Here is a 16,316-nt window from a genome sequence, read left to right as displayed (position 1 = left end):
GACGACGGAAGGGCCCGTCAACCCTAGTGGGGTCCGACCCCCGAGTGGTTCACAGCGCCTTGGCGACCTCGGTGGCGTAGTACGTGAGGATGATGCGCGCACCCGCGCGTTTGATCGCGGTGAGCTGCTCCAGCACCATCCGGTCACGGTCGATCCACCCGTTCGCGGCGGCGGCCTCGATCATCGCCATCTCGCCGCTGACGTGGTAGGCGGCCAGCGGCACGTCGACGTTGGGTGCAACCTTCGCGATGACGTCGAGGTAGAGCGTCGCCGGCTTCACCATGACCATGTCGGCGCCTTCCTCGAGGTCGAGCTCCACTTCGCGCAGCGACTCGGTGAGGTTGGCGGGGTCCTGCTGGTAGGTGGCCCGGTCGCCCTTGAGCGCCGAGTCGACCGCCTCGCGGAACGGCCCGAACGCCGCCGAGGCGTACTTCGCGGCGTACGCCAGCACGATGGTGTCGGTGAACCCGGCCACGTCGAGCGCCTCGCGGATGACGGCGACCTGGCCGTCCATCATGCCGCTGGGACCCACCACGTGCGCCCCCGCCTCGGCCTGCGCCACCGCCATCCGGCCGTAGATCTCCAGGGTCGCGTCGTTGTCGACGGTGCCGTCGTCGGCGAGCACGCCGCAGTGCCCGTGCGAGGTGAACTCGTCGAGGCACAGGTCGGCCATCAGCACGGTGCTGTCACCGAACTCGTCCCGCAGGCGCCGCAGCGCGACGTTGAGGATGCCGTTCGGATCGGTTGCGCCCGAACCCATTTCGTCACGCTCGGCCGGCACGCCGAAGAGCATCAGCCCGCCGACACCGGCCTCGATCGCCTCCCGCGCGGCGTCGACCAGCGAGTCGAGCGTGTGCTGGACGACGCCCGGCATCGAGGTGACCGGCACCGGCTCGGTGATGCCCTCCCTGACGAACATCGGCAGCACCAGGTCGGCCGGGTGCAGCCGGGTCTCGGCCACCCACCGTCGCACCGCGGGGGTGCGGCGCAGGCGGCGCGGACGGATGATCGGGTGCTGCGTCATCAGGCCTTGGCCTTTCGACGGCCGGTGGTGCGGCGCTCGCTCGGACGGCGCACCGCCTCGCCGGCCTCGGCGGCCGACAGGGCGAGGCTACGACCGAAGTCGGCCAGCGCGTCGACGAGAGCCTCGGCGGACGGCTCGGTCGACATCACGTCGACCCGCAGGCCGTGCTCCTCGGCGGTCTTGGCGGTGGCCGGGCCGATACACGCCACGATCGTGGTGGCGTGTGGCTTGCCGGCGATGCCGACCAGGTTGCGCACGGTCGAGGAGGAGGTGAAGCAGACCGCGTCGAACTTGCCGCTCTTGATCGCCTCGCGCACCTCGGGGGCCGGCGGGGCGGCCCGGACGGTGCGGTAGGCGGTGACGTCGTCGACCTCCCAACCGATCTCCTGCAGACCGGCCACGAGGGTGTCGGTCGCGATATCGGCGCGCGGCAGGAACACCCGGTTGATCGGGTCGAGCTGCTCGTCGAACTCGGGCCACTCCTCCAGCAGGCCCTTCGCCGACTGCTCGCCGCTCGGCACGAGGTCGGGCTCCAGGCCCCACTCGCGCAGCGCGTCGGCGGTGACCCCACCGACCGCGGCGATCTTGAGCCCGGCGAACGCACGCGCGTCGAGACCGAACTCCTCGAACTTCTCCCGCACCGCCTTCACGGCGTTCTGCGAGGTGAAGCCGATCCACTCGTAGCGACCGGTCACCAGACCCTTGATCGCCCGCTCCATCTGCTGCGGGGTGCGCGGCGGCTCGACGCTGATCGTCGGCACGATGTCGCTCGACGCCCCGAAGTCGCCGAGGCGGTCGGTCATCGAACCGGCTTGGTCCTTGGTGCGCGGCACCAGCACGTTCCAGCCGAACAGCGGCTTGTTCTCCCACCACGACAGCGACTCGCGGTAGCTGACCGGAGCGCCGACGACGGCGACGACCGCGCCGGTGACGCCCGACCCGGCGAGCGCCTTCTCGGTCTCGTCGAGGGTGAACGTGTGGGTCTTCTGGTGGATGGTGGTGCCGTCGGTCGTGACCGAGACGGCGGTCTCACCGTCGCGGCCGGCGTCGCGCAGTCGCACCAGCGCGTCGCCGAGGGTCTCGGCGGTCGCGAACAGCACGACGGTGGTGTCGGCGGCGGCCGAACGTGCGTAGTCGACCTTCGAGTCGGACGCCGACAGCACGTGCACGCCGCGAGACCCATTGTGTGTCAGCGGGATACCGGCGTACGCGGGCACCGCGGTGGCGGCGCTGACACCGGGCACGATCTCGAACGGAATGCCCGCCTTGTGCAGCGCGGTGGCTTCCTCGGCCAGGCCGTTGAAGGTGGCCGGGTCGCCGTCCATCAGCCGGACGACGAGCGCGTCCTTGCCGAGCTTGCCCGCGGCCTTCGCGGTGCGCACGACCAGCTTCGCGCGCGACGCGGTGGTCAGCGGGACGCCGGTGTCGCCGTGCCCGGCGTCGACGATCTCGGCGTCCTCCCGGGCGAATCGCGCCACGAAGTCCGCACGGGCGACCCGGTCGAGCACGACGACGTCGGCCCGGCGCAACAGGTTCGCCGCTCGAACTGTCAGCAGGCCCGGATCGCCGGGGCCGGACCCGACGAAGGCAACTGCTGCAGGCGTCTTGGTGGTGGTGCTCACTTCTCACGCTCCATGGCGTCGATGTCGGTCGTTCGGTCTGCGGGGCCGCCAGTCGCACTGGCGCCGGGTGGTCGTTGTCGGTCGGGTCTTTCCTGGGCGTCGGCGATGATCCGCCGCGCGCCGTCGTCCAGGAGCACGTCTGCCAGGCAGAGGCCGAGTTGCTCGGCGTCTGCGATCGGGCCGGTGATCGAGCGGCGCAGGTCGGTGCTGCCGTCGGGAGCACCGACGAACGCGCGCAGCGAGATCTCCAGCGAACCGTCGACGTCCTCCACCACTTCGGCGAGCGCCCCGACGGGTGCCGAGCATCCGGCCTGCAGGCCGCGCAGCACGGCGCGTTCGGCGGTGACGGCGGCCCGGGTGTCGGAGTCGTCGATCGCCGACACGATCTCGATCGTCGCGGCGTCGTCGGCGCGCACCTCGACCGCCAGCGCACCCTGCCCGGGGGCGGGCAGCATCTGCAGCGGGTCGATGGCCTCGGTGATGCGGTCGGCGCGATCAATCCGGCGCAGGCCGGCCGACGCGAGCACGACGGCGTCGAGTTCACCGTCGCTGACCCGGGCGAGCCGGGAGTCGACGTTTCCGCGCAGCGGACGGATCTCGAACCCGAGACCCAGTGCGGCCAGTGCGGCGACCCGGCGGGGCGAGCCCGTGCCGATCGTGGCACCGGCCGGCAGCTCGCCGAGGGTGAGTCCGTCGCGGGCCACGAGCGCGTCGCGCGGGTCTTCGCGCGGCGGCATCGCGGCGATGAGCAGGCCCGGGTGGTCGGCGGCGGGGAGGTCCTTGAGCGAGTGCACCGCCAGGTCGACCTCGCCACGCAGCAGCGCCTCGCGCAGTGCTGCGGCGAACACGCCGGTGCCGCCCATCTGGGTCAAGGGGGCACGGTTCGTGTCGCCCTCGGTGACGATCTCGACGAGTTCGACCTCGTGGCCGAGCGCGCGCAGGGCGTCGGCGACGTGACCCGACTGGGTCATCGCCAGCTGCGATCGGCGGGTGCCGAGACGAAGGACGCTCACTGGACACCTCCGCTCTGCCGACCGGCCGGCGCACCCTGGTGGCCGACCTCGCGCGGGATGTTCGAGACCTGCGACACGAACGGGTCGAGGTCGAACAGCGTGTGCAGCAGCTTGGTGTAGTCGCCGCCGTCGTCGGAGGTCGCCAGTTCCTTCATCCGCACCGTCGGGGTGTGCAGCAGTTTCTCCACGATGCGGTGGATCGTCAGCTGCACCTGGGCGCGCTGCTTCTCGTCGAGTTCGATGCGGGCGTCCATGCGCTGCAGCTCACCGGCAACCACGTCGGCGGCGTACCGGCGGATAGCGGCGACGGTCGGCCCCACCGCAGCAGCCCGGCGGCTGAGCGCGAACTCGGCCACCTCCTCGGTGACCATCGACTCGACCGCTTCGAGTTCGGTGCGGGAGCCGTCGGCCTCGACCACCGTGTGCAGGTCGTCGAGCCAGAACACCTCGACCCCGGCGACGTCGCCGACGGCAGGGTCGACGTCGCGCGGCAGCGCGAGGTCGAGGAAGACCTGAGCCGGGCTGTCGTTCGACCGCCCCGCGCGCACCTCGTCGGCGCCGATCACGTGTCCCACGGCTCCGGTGCAGGACACGACGAACTGGGCGCCGGCGATGACGTCGTGCCGCTCGTCCCACGGTCGGACGGAGGCCCCGGTCGCGGTGGCGAGCCGCTGCGCGTTCTCCAGGGTGCGGCTGACGATCGTGATGTCGGTGACGCCCATCCGGGTGAGCGTGTGGGCGGTGAGCGCGCTCATCGCGCCCGAGCCCACGACCGCGACGGGCGCCTGGGTGACCGGGCCGATCCGCTGCTCGGCGAGCGCGACGCCACGCTCGATGAGGCCCTTGCTGACGGTGTCGATGCCGGTCTCGGCGTGCACCTTCTTGCCCACCCGCAGCGCCTGCTGCGCGACGTTCTCCAGCGCCCTGCCGAGGTGGCCGTGCTCGCGGCCGTCCTGCAGCGAGGTGCGCAGCTGGGCGAGGATCTGGCTCTCCCCCACCGCGAGCGAGTCGAGCCCGGCGGCGACCGAGAACAGGTGGGCGACGGCCCGCTCCTCGTAGTGGGCGTAGAGGCTGTCACCCACTTCCTCGAGGTCGAGACCTGTTGCCGCACAGAGCGATTCGCTCATCTGGGTGACCGCCCCGTGGAAGGTGGCGACCTCGCCGTAGATCTCCACCCGATTGCAGGTGGAGACGACCATCCACTCGTTCACGTGGTCGCCGCGGCGCAGCGCCTCGTCGAGTTGGGCACCACGGTCACCGGACAGGGTGGCGCGCTCCAGCAGTTCGACGGGTGCCGAACGGTGCGACAACCCCACAACCAACAAACTCACGAAGTCACCTCCGCGAAGGGATCGGGCAACGGCTCGGGCTCGGGACGGGTGCGCTGGTCGTGGAACGCCAGGATCTGCAGTTCGGTGGCGAGGTCGACCTTGCGCACGGCGACGGAGTCGGGAAGATCCAGCGGCTCCGAGGCGAAGTTGAGGATGGAGCGGACGCCGCGCTCGACCAGCGAGTCGGCGGCCTCCTGGGCCGACGCGGGCGGGGTGGCGAGCACTCCGATGACCGCTTCGTCGGGGCCGGGCCGGAAGCCGTCGAAGTCGACGACGGTGAGCCCGGCGATGGTGCTGCCGGTGAGTTCGGGGTCGGTGTCGATCAGCCAGCGCACCGAGAAACCGCGGGTGGCGAAACCCCGGTAGTCGGCCAGCGCCCGGCCGAGGTTGCCCATTCCGACGATCGCAACCGCGAAATCACCCTGCAGACCGAGTTCGCGGGTGATCTCCTCCGACAACCGCTCGACGTCGTAACCGACGCCGCGCACACCGTAGGAGCCCAAGTAGGACAGGTCTTTTCGCAGCCCGGACGACCGGACACCGGCCGCGTCGGCGAGTTCTTCGGAGGAGACGACGTCCACGCCACGGCCGCTGAGGGCCCGGAGCACCCGCAGGTACACCGGTAGCCGGGCGACGGTCGCATCCGGAATATCCCGGCGCGCGGCGGGCGCATTGGTCACAGGGAACGAACTCCTCCCGATGAGGTGGCGTGCGTATACCAAACGCAACTCACCTCTGGTTCACGACCCCCCGAGGGTAAGTCTTTGTGAACGCAGGCACAAAGTCGCATGAACACGCGAAACGTGCTACAAGCCCGCTGTGATAAGGGCCGTGCGGTCGTTTCAGGCCAGAGCGCGGCGCAACCGCTGCTCGTCCACCCGCCAGTAGTCGTGCTGCGCACCGTCGACGAGCGTCACCGGAATGAGCTCGCCGTAGGCGTGCATCAACTGCTCGTCACCGGCGATCGAGATCTCCTCGTAGTCCTCGCCGAGGTCGGCGCACACCCGCTCGATCACCGCGCGGGCGTCGTCGCACAGGTGGCAGCCGGGCTTGCCGTAGAGCGTGATCCGAGCCATCGAGCGTCCGATCAGAAGAAGACCGAGCGGCGCTCGAGCAGCAGCGAGTAGAGCGTCTGCTGGATCGTCTCGCGCACCTGGTCGGTGACGTCGAACAACACGGACGGGTCGTCGGCCGAGGCGGCGCCGTGGTGGGCGGTCTCGATCGGGGTGCCGAACTCGATGATCCACTTGCTCGGCAACGGGATGGCCCCGAGCAGCCCGAGCAGCGGGAAGGTCGGCGTGATCGGGAAGTAGGGGAAGCCGAACAAGCGCGCGATGCTCTTGGCGTTGCCGAGCATCGGGTAGATCTCCTCGGCGCCCACGATCGAGCACGGGATGATCGGAGCCCCCGTGCGCACCGCGGACGACACGAAACCGCCGCGCCCGAACCGTTGCAACCGGTAGCGGTCGCCGAACGGCTTGCCGACGCCCTTGAAGCCCTCCGGGAACACGGCCACCAACTCGTCGGCGTCCAGGAGTCGTTGCGCATCGGAGTTCGCAGCGAGGGTGGTGCCCGACTTGCGCGACAACTCCCCCACGAACGGCGACTGGAACACCAGGTCGGCGCCGAGCATCCGCACGAACCGGTGGTTCGGGTGCTCGTCGTAGATCGCGACCTGGGTCATCAGACCGTCGACCGGGATGGTGCCGGAGTGGTTGGCGACGACCAGCACCCGGCCGGTGGCCGGGATGTTCTCGATGCCGCGCACCTCCACCCGGAACCACCGCTTGTACAGCGGACGCAGCAGCGGCAGCCAGATCTCGCGGGTGAACTCCTCGTCGAAGCCGAAGTCGTCGATCGAGTAGTCGCCGGTGATGCGCCGTCGCACGAACGCCAGTGCGCCGGCGACCCGACGCTCGAGGTCGTCGCCGGACAGCCCGGCCGAGGAGCCGGCCGCGCGCAGCAGCGACACCAGCGTCTGAACCAACGCACCCGGGTCGAGGTCGACGGGCAGATCGAACGGCAACTTCGCCGCGAACGGGTTCTTGGACGGCGTCTCGACCGGGGCGTCGTGCGTCGGGTCGGGCACGACCCGCAGCGCCGGACGCGGACGGTCGGCGGCCTTGGCACGCATCGCCGACCGGCTCGGGCGACGGGTCGCCTTGGAGCCGAGGGCGTCGTCGTTGGTGCGGGCGGCCCGCAGCGGCTTGGCGGCCTGCGGCCCGCGTGCGGCGGTCTTCCGGGTGCCGGCGGACGCCGACTTCGAGGTGGTCGACTTCGTGGTCGCCGACTTCTTGGCTGCAGCCGACTTCGAGGTGCCCGGCTTGGCGGCCGCGGGCTTCGCTGCGCCCGACTTGGCGGCAGAACGGCGTCCGGTCGAATCAGCCACGCCGCACCCCCGCGGCGGCCGCGGCACGGCGCGAGGCCGGTGCGAACACGTCGGCGAACGCCTCCCGGGTCGTCATCGCCGGTTCGAACCCGAGCTCGGTGCGCATCCGCGTGGTCTCCATTCCTCGTCCGTAACACAAGAAGTCCATCTCGGACGCCTCGAAACCCTTGAGCCCGATGCGACGGGTCACCTGCTGCACCAGACCACCGGCCTGAGGCACGATCGGCACGACCGGCTTGCCGGCGATCCGGGCGGCCATCCGCACGGTCAACAGTCCGTCGGCGGCCACGTTGACCGTGCCCGAGACGTCCGACAGGGTCGCGGTGCGCAGCGCGCTCAGCGCGTCGTCGAGATGCAGCAACTGCATCCGCCCGTCGAACCCGAGCGGCACCGGCATCACCGGCATCGACAGGTAGTCCGACAGTTGGCTGCGGAACCCGCGTCCGACGACATTGGCCATGCGCAGCGTGCACACCGACACGTCGGGGCGGCGCCGGGCGAACCCGCGCACGTAGTTCTCGACCTCGGCGGAGTCTTTTCCGGTGCCGCCGGTGGGGCTGCGCCGGGCCTGCTGTTCCTCGGTGAACATCGCCGGGTCACGCGGCGAGGAGCCGTAGACCGCCGACGACGACTTCACCACGAAGCGCTTGAGGGACTCGGCACGTTGGCAGGCAGCCAGCAACTGCATGGTGCCGATGACGTTGATCTCCTTCTGCGAGGTGCGGCCACCGACCTGCTTGGGAGTGATGATCACCCCGAGGTGCAGCACGGTGTCGACGCCCTCGTGGGAGATGACCTTGCCGACCATCGGGTTGCGGATGTCGGCGCGCACGAACTGCGCGCGACCCAGGCTGTGCGACGGCGGCACCGCGTCGACCGCGATCACCTTGTCGATCTCGGGGTCTCGGGACAGCAACTCCGCCGTGCGCCCGCCGATGCGGCGCGACACACCGGTGACCAGAACGATGCGGCCCATCCCTGTCGCCTCCCCATTGGAATTCTGCCGCTGCGATCCTACGGCGGCCCCTGCTGGACGCAAGAGGCTCCGTCCCTCAAACCGGGCGGAGCCTGCTTGTGCGTGAAGAAGTCGATTACTTCTTGTTGCGACGCTGGTGGCGCGTCTTGCGCAGCAGCTTGCGGTGCTTCTTCTTGGCCATGCGCTTACGGCGCTTCTTGATGACGGAACCCATGCGTCAGCAGTGTCCTTACTGGATCTCGAGGATGGAACGATTCGGTGGGCCCAAGAGCCCTTCGGGCCACTTTACGGCATTGCCCGCGAGCCGGAAAATCAGGCAGTGCCCATGTACGACTGGTTGAGGTACTCGTGCACCGCGTCCTCCGGCACACGGAACGACCGACCGACACGAACGGCCGGCAGCTCGCCGGCGTGCACGAGCCGGTAGACCGTCATCTTCGACACACGCATGATCGCGGCGACCTCGGCCACCGTCATGAACGTGACGTCGCCGATCTGACGCTCTTGCTCCATGTGTACCCCGGCCCTCTCGCGGCTGTGTCTCGCCCCGGTCGGAGCGAACCTGTGTGGTTGGTGTTGCCTTGGAGAACCTTAGGGGCAGATGTACCTCCGTGGAAAGTTCCGGCGAGGATCTGTCCATCCGACACGCCGCCTACGCCCAAAATCGGCGCTAATCGAACCAAATGTCGAGGCCGTGGTGCGGGAAGATCGCCTCGCGGGTGGCCATCACGGCGCGGTCGACGGGGTTGTCGGGGTCGCTGCCGGTGGCCCAGGAGCGGAACCACACGTGGCCGCCGTCGGCCACTCCGTCGCCCATCCGGGGCGGTCCGGGGCGGCCGACGAGGGTGGTGACGTAGTCACGCCATTCCTGCGGGACTGCTGACTCCAGGTCGATCGGGTGGTGCGCGGCCACCGCGGTGAGATGGGTCCAGGAGCGGGGCACGACGTCGACGAGTTCGTACCCTCCCCCGCCGAGCGCCACCCAACGTCCGCCGCACAGTTCGTGGGCGAGGTCGTGGATCGTCTCGAACGCGGTGCGCTGGGCGTCGATGCTGATCGCCATGTGCGCCAGCGGATCGGAGTAGTGGGAGTCGCACCCCTGCTGGGTGACCATGATCTGCGGCTTGAACGCACGCAGCACCGCGGGCACCACGGCGTGGATGGCGCGCAGCCAGCCGGCGTCGCCGGTGCCGGCGGGAAGTTCGACGTTGACCGCCGAACCCTGCGCGTCGGGTCCACCGATGTCGCCGGGGAAGCCGGTGCCGGGGAACAGCACGCGTCCGGTCTCGTGCACCGAGATCGTGAGCACCCGCGGGTCGTCCCAGAAGATCCGTTCGACGCCGTCGCCGTGGTGCACGTCGACGTCCACGTAGGCGACGCGCTCGGCGCCGTGGTCGAGCAACCACCTGATGCCGAGCGCGACGTCGTTGTAGATGCAGAAGCCGGCCGCGCGGTCGGCCATCGCGTGGTGCAGGCCGCCGCAGTAGTTGACGCCGTGGTCGACCTCGCCCTCCCATACCGCCTTGCAGAGGTCACGGGTGGCGACGGCGATGCGGGCCGAGGTCTCGTGGATGCCCCGGAACGCCGGATCGTCCTCGGTGCCGAGCCCGAACGCCTGGTCGGCGTGGTCGGGATCGGCCGAGGCCGCCTTGACCGCCGCGACGAACTCCGGGGTGTGCACCTGGGTCAGGAAACTGTCGAGGTCGGGCTCGTCGGCGACCGGGTGCACCTCGACGTTGGGCAGGTCGAGCACCCCGAGGGCGCGCGCCAGCCTGGTGGTCAGGTCGAGCCGCACCGGATTCATCGGGTGCGAATCGCCGAAGTCGTACTGGGTGAAGCGGTCGTCCCAGACGACCCGGACCGACGACGGTGTCGAAGCCATGGCGCGCCCCTACGGGTTCGAGGAGTTAGGAGTGCCTCTGGTCGAGGACGGAGGAAGGAACGGCCGCCGGGTCGTCGCCCAGCGGATAGACCATCGCCATCTCGTCCTCGTCCTGGGTCTCCTCGGACGCGCCCTTCATCGGACGGCGGGAGTCGGTCGGACGGAAGCCGAAACTGCTGGCGAACGCCACGGCCCGGCCGTTGTCGGTGCCGACCCAGTAGATGAGGAACTTGTAGGCCTCCTGCTGCGCCTGGTCGACGCCGGCCTGGACGAGCTTCCAGGCGACACCCTGGCCGCGCAGCCGCGGGGTGACCCACAGGCCGAACAGCTCGCCGACCCGGTTCTCCTCGGTGGAACGGTCACCGACCGAGACCACACCGACGATGGATTCACCGTCTTCGGCGACCAGACGGCGCGACCGCTCCACGCGGGCGCGCCAGAAGTCCTCGTCGTAGTTCTTCTCCTGCGTTGCGGACGCGGCGAACGCCTCCGGCGACTCCTCCAGCGCGTTCAGGCGCACCTCACGGTAGGTCTCCCATTCGTCGGTGCCCAGCGTGCGGATCGTGATCTCGCTCATGCACTCCACCTTTCCATGCCCAATAAATTCCCGATAATCGGCCAGGGTGGTCTAGCGCCGCCAGCCTAACCGCAGCGGCTGCGCGCCGGTCGCCCCGCAGGGGGGCTGCTCAGCGCATCCTCAGTGCCTGCACGGGTCGACACAGCGGTCCCTCAGCCTTGTGCCAGCTCGGCGGAGCGTTGCGCGGCGGCCTCCATCGCGGTGAGGAACGCCGCGCGCACCTTGTGGTCGTCGAGTTGGCGCAGCGCCGACATCGTGGTGCCGCCCGGCGACGACACCTGCTCCCGGAGCACGGTCGGGTGCTCACCGGTCTCCTTGAGCATCGTCGCGGCACCGAACAACGTCTGCACCACGAGCTCGGTGGAGGTGACGCGGGGCAGCCCGAGCAGCACACCGGCCTCGACCATCGCCTCGACGACATAGAAGATGTACGCCGGTCCGCTGCCGCTGATCGCGGTGACGGCGTCCTGGTGCTTCTCCGGCACGGTGACGACCTTGCCGCAGCCCTCCAGCAGGCGCATCGCCTCGGCGAGATCGTCTGTGCCGCAATGGGTTCCGGGGCTGACAGCGGCCATGCCCTGGTCGACGAGCGCAGGCGTGTTCGGCATGGCCCGCGCGACCGGGGTACCCTCGGGCAGGCGCGCTTCGAGGTAGGCCGTCGTGATGCCGGCGGCGATCGACACGACGAACGCCCCCGGACGCAGGGCGTCGTGGATCTCCTCCAGGAGCGACCCCATGTCTTGCGGCTTCACCGCGAGCACCACGGTGTCGGCCCCGGCGACCGCCTCAGCGGGCAGCGCCACCGTGACGCCGTACGTCTCGACGATGTGCTGGGCGCGCGCCTCGTAGCGGTCACCGACCACCACCTGGGCGGCGTCCTGACCGCTGCGCAGCAGACCGGACAGCAGCGCCTCGCCCATCACGCCGACCCCGAGCAGGGCCAACCGGCGCGACGACGTGGCGTTGACGGACACGTTCTCGGACACGTTCTCGGACACCGGTCGCCCTTTCGAGGAGGAGGCTGTGCTCAGCGCTTACCGGTGACGGCGCGCAGGAAGAACATCGTGTTGGCGGGGCGCTCGGCCATGCGACGCACCAGGTAGCCGTACCACTCGTCGCCGTAGGGCACGTAGACGCGCATCCGGTTGCCCGCGTCGGCCAGGCGCTGCTGCTCCTTCGGGCGAATGCCGTAGAGCATCTGGTACTCGAAGGAGTCGGCTGCTCGCAGGTTCTTGTCGGCGAGCGACCCGGCGATCTCGATGATGCGCGGGTCGTGGCTGGCCACCATCGGGTAGCCCTTGCCCTCCATCAGCACCCGCAGGCACTTGACGTAGTTCATGTCGACCTCGCCCTTGTCCTGGAAGGCGACCGAGGCCGGTTCGGAGTAGGCGCCCTTGCACAGTCGCACGCGGCTGCCCTCGGTGGCGAGGTCGCGGCAGTCGGCCTCGGTGCGCTTGAGGTAGGCCTGCAGCACGGCGCCGGTGGTCGGGAAGTCCTTGCGCAGTTCGGCCAGCGACTCCAGCGTCGCGTCGGTGGTGGTGTGGTCCTCCATGTCGAGGGTCACCGTGGTGCCGGCGATGGCGGCGGCTTCGCAGATCGAGCGGGCGAAGTCGAGCGAGATCTTCTTGCCGTCCTGCGGCAGCGCCTGCCCGAGCGCGCTGAGCTTGAGGCTCACCTCGACGCGTCCACCGTCGGTGAGGCCGGCGTCGGCGAGGTCGGCCAGCAGGTCGAGGTAGGTGTCGCGGGTGTGGATCGCCTGAGCCTTGTCGAGGGTGTCCTCGCCGAGGAAGTCGAGGGTGGCGAGCTTGCCGTGACCATCGAGTTCCCGCACTGCGCTGACCGCATCGGCGGTGCCGGTGCCGGCGACGAACCTCTTGACGACGTCCTTGCTGACCGGCGCCTTCTCGACGACGTCACGAACCTTGGTGTTCTTGCTCAGGCCGATCATGCCCTGGCGAAGCGCGGCGCTCGGGTCGAACAATGCCTTCTCCTTCTTGTGCGGCTCTCGTGCAGTGGGATCAGGCCAATCTGCTGATCTCCACCGTGACGGACATCTTGCTCCCGGGAGTGCCGGTGAAGATGCCGCGCAGAGGGGCGACGTCGGTGTGGTCGCGTCCGTGCGCAACCTCAATGTAGAAGTCGTCGGGTGTGGTGCGCACGGCCGGGTCGAATGCGACCCATTCGCCGTCCCACCACTCGATCCAACAGTGGCCGTGACCGGAGATCACCTCGCCGATCTCGGCGGTGCGATCGGGCAGCAGGTAACCGATGACGAAGCGCGCCGGAATGCCGGCTGCCCGCAGTGCGGCGATCGTCAGATGGGCGAGGTCGATCGAGCCACCCTCGCCGACGTTCCACACCTTGTCGGCCGTCCTGGCGTGGGCGAAGCGCTCGCGCCGGTAGCCGACCTCACGGTGGATCCGCTCCACGATGCCGTCGACGAATTGCGCGGGCGTCTGCGACTGTGCGCGCACCTCGTCGACGACGGCCGCGAAGGCGGCACCGGTCGTGCAGTGCCCGGTCAGGTCGAGGTACTCCCCCAGGTCGTCGACGACCTCCTGGGCGGCCACCTCGTGCCAGCCGAGGTGCCGGCCGGGTGCCTCGGCACCCTCACCCGATTCGTGCTCGCGGTGGACGGTGACGGTGCTGATCGCGACCACCTTGAGCTCGGCGTGCGGCTCGTGCAGTTCGAAGGTGGTGACGTTGGTGCCCCAGTAGTCGATCCACGAGTCCTGCCACGGGGTCGGTGTGATTTCCAGCCTTGTGTGCGAAACCGTTTGGGCCAGAGTCGATTTGGGCACCATTCGGGCTTCGTTGTACGACGCGACGGCCGGGCCTGAGTAGGTGTAGCCGGCGCGGTGCACCAGGCGCAGGGTGACGCTCACGATTCACCTCGGTTCCATTCGGGAGAGATCGCTCCCTCGAAGTAGCGTTTGGTCACCGCGTCGGTGGCGGCTGCACCGACCCGTTGCAGCCCCTCCATCTCGGCGGCGACATCGGCGAGCACATCGCTGATCGCGCGGTACTCCAGTTGCGCGAGCGCCTGACCGACGATGCGGCGGGCGTCTCCGGAGAATCCGGTGCGCGACTTTTTCGGGTCGAGCTTCTCCAGGCACTCCTTCGCCTCGGCCAGACAGAAGCTGACCGACCGCGGGAACAACCGGTCCTGCAACAGGAACTCGGCAGCCGACCGGGGCGACTCCGACGCGCGATGGATGCGGGTGAACGCGTGCGCGGCGCCGCACGCGCGCAGCGTCACCAGCCAGGACGACGCGGAACCCGTGCCGTAGCTGGTCATCAGCGTCACCCGCGCGGTCATGTCGACGCGTTCGATCATCCGACCGAGCTTGATGAACTGCCACCCGTCGTCGTGGCTCTGGGTGTTGTCGGCCAGCGCGGCGATGAGATTGGCGCGTTCACGCACCAGCCGAAACGCGTCGGCCGGACGCATCCGCCCGAGCTCGCCCCGGTTCACCGCGAGATGAGTGGTGTTGATCGCCTCCCACAACTCGATCGACACGATCTCGCGCGAGCGCCGGGCGTTTTCCCGGGCCTGCCAGATCGCGTGCGCGATCGAGGTCGGCGCCTCCTGGTCGACGAGCAGCAACCGCAGCACGTCATCGGTGGTCGCCGGCCCCTCGTGCGCCACCGCCATCGCCGCGAGCAGCGAGCGACAGGTGGCGTCGTGGTCGAGCACCGGGTCTTCGACGAGCAGTTGCAGGTGCACATCGAGGATGCGCGCGGTGGCCTCGGCGCGCTCGATGTAGCGGCCAATCCAGAAGAGGGACTCCGCAATTCGACTGAGCATCAGCGGTTTCCCCCGTCCGTGCTGGTCTGACTCTGAGATTGGGACTGGCTCTGGCTGCCCCCGGACTGACTCTGGCTCTGTGTCTGGCTCTGTGTCTGGCTCTGTGTCTGGCTCTGGGATTGACTCTGTGTCTGACTCTGCGCCTGCGCGGCACCGGGCGCCAGCGACTGCGGTTGGTCACGCTCGGCGTCGGCGGCCTCCCGTTGCGCAGCGGCACGGGCGGTGCGCTGCGCCGGGTGCAGCACCGCGCCGTCCGCGGCCGGCTCGGCGACGACCGCAGGGTCACCCGGTTCGGGTGCGAGCACCCAGGTGTCCTTCGACCCGCCGCCCTGGCTGGAGTTGACGATCAGTTCGCCCTCGGGCAGTGCGACGCGCGTCAGGCCGCCCGGCAACACCCACACCTTCTCGCCGTCGTTGACCGCGAACGGCCGCAGGTCGACGTGCCGCGGCGCGAGCTCGCTGCCGATCAGGGTGGGCACCGTGCTCAGTTGCACCACCGGCTGGGCGATCCAGCCGCGGGGGTCCTGCAGCAGCCGGGTGCGCAGCTCCTCGATCTGCTGCGGGGTTGCCCGCGGGCCGATGACGATGCCCTTGCCGCCCGCGCCATCGACCGGCTTCACCACGAGTTCGTCGAGCCGGTCGAGCACCTCCTCGCGATGACCGGGGTCTTCGCAGCGCCAGGTGTCGACGTTGGGCAGGATCGGCTCCTGCGCCAGGTAGTAGCGGATGAGGTCGGGCAGGTAGGTGTAGACGAGCTTGTCATCGGCCACGCCGTTACCGACCGCGTTGGCGATCGTGACATTGCCGCGCCGTGCCGCGTTGAGCAGGCCGGGCACGCCGAGCACCGAATCACGCCGGAAATGAACGGGATCCAGGAAGTCGTCGTCGACCCGGCGGTAGATGACGTGCACCGGAACCAGCCCGTTGGTCGTGCGCACGCTGACCCGTCCGGCCTGTGCGACCAGGTCGCGCCCCTCCACGAGGCGCACCCCCATCAACCGCGCCAGCAGCGCGTGCTCGAAGTACGCCGCGTTGTAGGAGCCCGGCGACAGCACCACGACCGTCGGGTCGCCCACACCGGACGGCGCACAGGCCCGCAGGGCCGCGAGCAACTTGGCGGGGTATTGCGTGACCGGGCGGATGCGGTGGTGCGCGAACGCCTCGGGCAGCCCGGCCGACATCGCGCGCCGGTTCGTCATCACGTACGAGACACCGGACGGGATGCGCACATTGTCCTCGAGCACCCGGAAGTCACCGTTGGCGTCGCGGATCAGGTCGATGCCGGCGACGTGCACACGCACCCCCGCGGGCGGGTCGATGCCCTTCGCGGCGCGCAGGAAGTGCGGGCTGCTGGTGACGACACGGCGCGGGATCACACCGTCGTTGAACACCTGACCCTCGCCGTAGATATCGGCGAGAAATGCTTCAAGCGCCCGAACCCGTTGTGCCACACCAGCTTCCACCCGCGACCACGCCTGGTTGTCGATCAGGCGCGGGATGATGTCGACCGGGAACGGACGTTCCTCGCCACCGATATCGAAGGTGACGCCCTGGTCGAGATAGGTGTGCGAGAGATAGTCGGCCCGCGTGCGCAGATCGTCCGGAGTGAGCTGTTCGACCTGTCTGCGCAGCTGCGCGTATGCCGAGCGCGTCTCGCCGCTGTCGGCATACATCTCGTCATAGGTGTTCGGTCG

General features: G+C 69.5%; 17 protein-coding genes. All 17 read right to left on the bottom strand.

The window, feature by feature from the left end; translation table 11 throughout:
- Positions 1-49: 49 nt before the first annotated feature.
- On the bottom strand, positions 50-1,024 hold the full coding sequence (hemB, locus tag DFJ65_RS05305) for a porphobilinogen synthase (RefSeq protein WP_115922127.1): 975 nt from the start codon (positions 1,022-1,024) through the stop codon (positions 50-52).
- A complete protein-coding gene (locus DFJ65_RS05300) occupies positions 1,024-2,646 on the bottom strand; it encodes a bifunctional uroporphyrinogen-III C-methyltransferase/uroporphyrinogen-III synthase (protein WP_115922126.1) in 1,623 nt (540 codons plus the stop codon). Before DFJ65_RS05300 ends, hemB begins: the two co-directional genes overlap by 1 nt.
- Entirely contained in the window at positions 2,643-3,659 is a 1,017-nt protein-coding gene (gene hemC, locus DFJ65_RS05295) for a hydroxymethylbilane synthase (RefSeq protein ID WP_115922125.1), read from the bottom strand. The genes DFJ65_RS05300 and hemC overlap by 4 nt, the downstream gene beginning before the upstream one ends.
- Complete coding sequence (locus DFJ65_RS05290; protein ID WP_115922124.1) at positions 3,656-4,990, bottom strand: glutamyl-tRNA reductase; 1,335 nt, start codon at positions 4,988-4,990, stop codon at positions 3,656-3,658. Before DFJ65_RS05290 ends, hemC begins: the two co-directional genes overlap by 4 nt.
- Positions 4,987-5,670, bottom strand: a complete 684-nt coding sequence (locus DFJ65_RS05285; RefSeq protein WP_115922123.1) for a redox-sensing transcriptional repressor Rex — start codon at positions 5,668-5,670, stop codon at positions 4,987-4,989. Before DFJ65_RS05285 ends, DFJ65_RS05290 begins: the two co-directional genes overlap by 4 nt.
- Before the next feature lie 162 nt (positions 5,671-5,832).
- A complete protein-coding gene (locus DFJ65_RS05280; RefSeq protein WP_115922122.1) occupies positions 5,833-6,066 on the bottom strand; it encodes a glutaredoxin family protein in 234 nt (77 codons plus the stop codon).
- Positions 6,067-6,077: 11 nt separating this feature from the next.
- On the bottom strand, positions 6,078-7,379 hold the full coding sequence (locus DFJ65_RS05275; RefSeq protein WP_245950022.1) for a lysophospholipid acyltransferase family protein: 1,302 nt from the start codon (positions 7,377-7,379) through the stop codon (positions 6,078-6,080).
- Positions 7,372-8,355, bottom strand: coding sequence for an NAD-dependent epimerase/dehydratase family protein (locus tag DFJ65_RS05270; protein WP_115922121.1), 984 nt, complete (start codon positions 8,353-8,355; stop codon positions 7,372-7,374). Before DFJ65_RS05270 ends, DFJ65_RS05275 begins: the two co-directional genes overlap by 8 nt.
- Positions 8,356-8,470: 115 nt before the next feature.
- Positions 8,471-8,569, bottom strand: coding sequence for a 30S ribosomal protein bS22 (locus DFJ65_RS05265; RefSeq protein WP_003792170.1), 99 nt, complete (start codon positions 8,567-8,569; stop codon positions 8,471-8,473).
- Positions 8,570-8,667: 98 nt separating this feature from the next.
- Positions 8,668-8,868: a helix-turn-helix domain-containing protein gene (locus tag DFJ65_RS05260; protein WP_115922120.1), complete on the bottom strand. Its 201-nt coding sequence runs from the start codon at positions 8,866-8,868 to the stop codon at positions 8,668-8,670.
- Positions 8,869-9,025: 157 nt separating this feature from the next.
- On the bottom strand, positions 9,026-10,237 hold the full coding sequence (locus tag DFJ65_RS05255) for an acetoin utilization protein AcuC (protein WP_245950020.1): 1,212 nt from the start codon (positions 10,235-10,237) through the stop codon (positions 9,026-9,028).
- A 25-nt stretch (positions 10,238-10,262) separates the two neighbouring features.
- Positions 10,263-10,814, bottom strand: coding sequence for a GNAT family N-acetyltransferase (locus tag DFJ65_RS05250; protein ID WP_115924113.1), 552 nt, complete (start codon positions 10,812-10,814; stop codon positions 10,263-10,265).
- Between the two features lie 152 nt (positions 10,815-10,966).
- Positions 10,967-11,812 (bottom strand): pyrroline-5-carboxylate reductase, encoded by an 846-nt coding sequence (gene proC / locus DFJ65_RS05245; protein ID WP_281269857.1) that lies wholly within the window; start codon positions 11,810-11,812, stop codon positions 10,967-10,969.
- Positions 11,813-11,841: 29 nt separating this feature from the next.
- Positions 11,842-12,795 (bottom strand): proline dehydrogenase family protein, encoded by a 954-nt coding sequence (locus DFJ65_RS05240; protein WP_425452955.1) that lies wholly within the window; start codon positions 12,793-12,795, stop codon positions 11,842-11,844.
- A 37-nt stretch (positions 12,796-12,832) separates the two neighbouring features.
- Positions 12,833-13,699 (bottom strand): transglutaminase family protein, encoded by an 867-nt coding sequence (locus DFJ65_RS05235; protein ID WP_115922118.1) that lies wholly within the window; start codon positions 13,697-13,699, stop codon positions 12,833-12,835.
- Positions 13,696-14,622, bottom strand: a complete 927-nt coding sequence (locus DFJ65_RS05230; protein ID WP_115922117.1) for an alpha-E domain-containing protein — start codon at positions 14,620-14,622, stop codon at positions 13,696-13,698. The genes DFJ65_RS05235 and DFJ65_RS05230 overlap by 4 nt, the downstream gene beginning before the upstream one ends.
- Positions 14,622-16,295, bottom strand: coding sequence for a circularly permuted type 2 ATP-grasp protein (locus DFJ65_RS05225; RefSeq protein WP_115922116.1), 1,674 nt, complete (start codon positions 16,293-16,295; stop codon positions 14,622-14,624). Before DFJ65_RS05225 ends, DFJ65_RS05230 begins: the two co-directional genes overlap by 1 nt.
- Between the last annotated feature and the right edge of the window lie 21 nt (positions 16,296-16,316).

Source organism: Calidifontibacter indicus (assembly GCF_003386865.1).
GTDB classification, from domain to species: Bacteria; Actinomycetota; Actinomycetes; order Actinomycetales; family Dermatophilaceae; genus Yimella; species Yimella indica.
The sequence above is the reverse complement of the archived record's forward strand: the minus strand, read 5'-3'. Positions and strand labels throughout refer to the sequence as shown.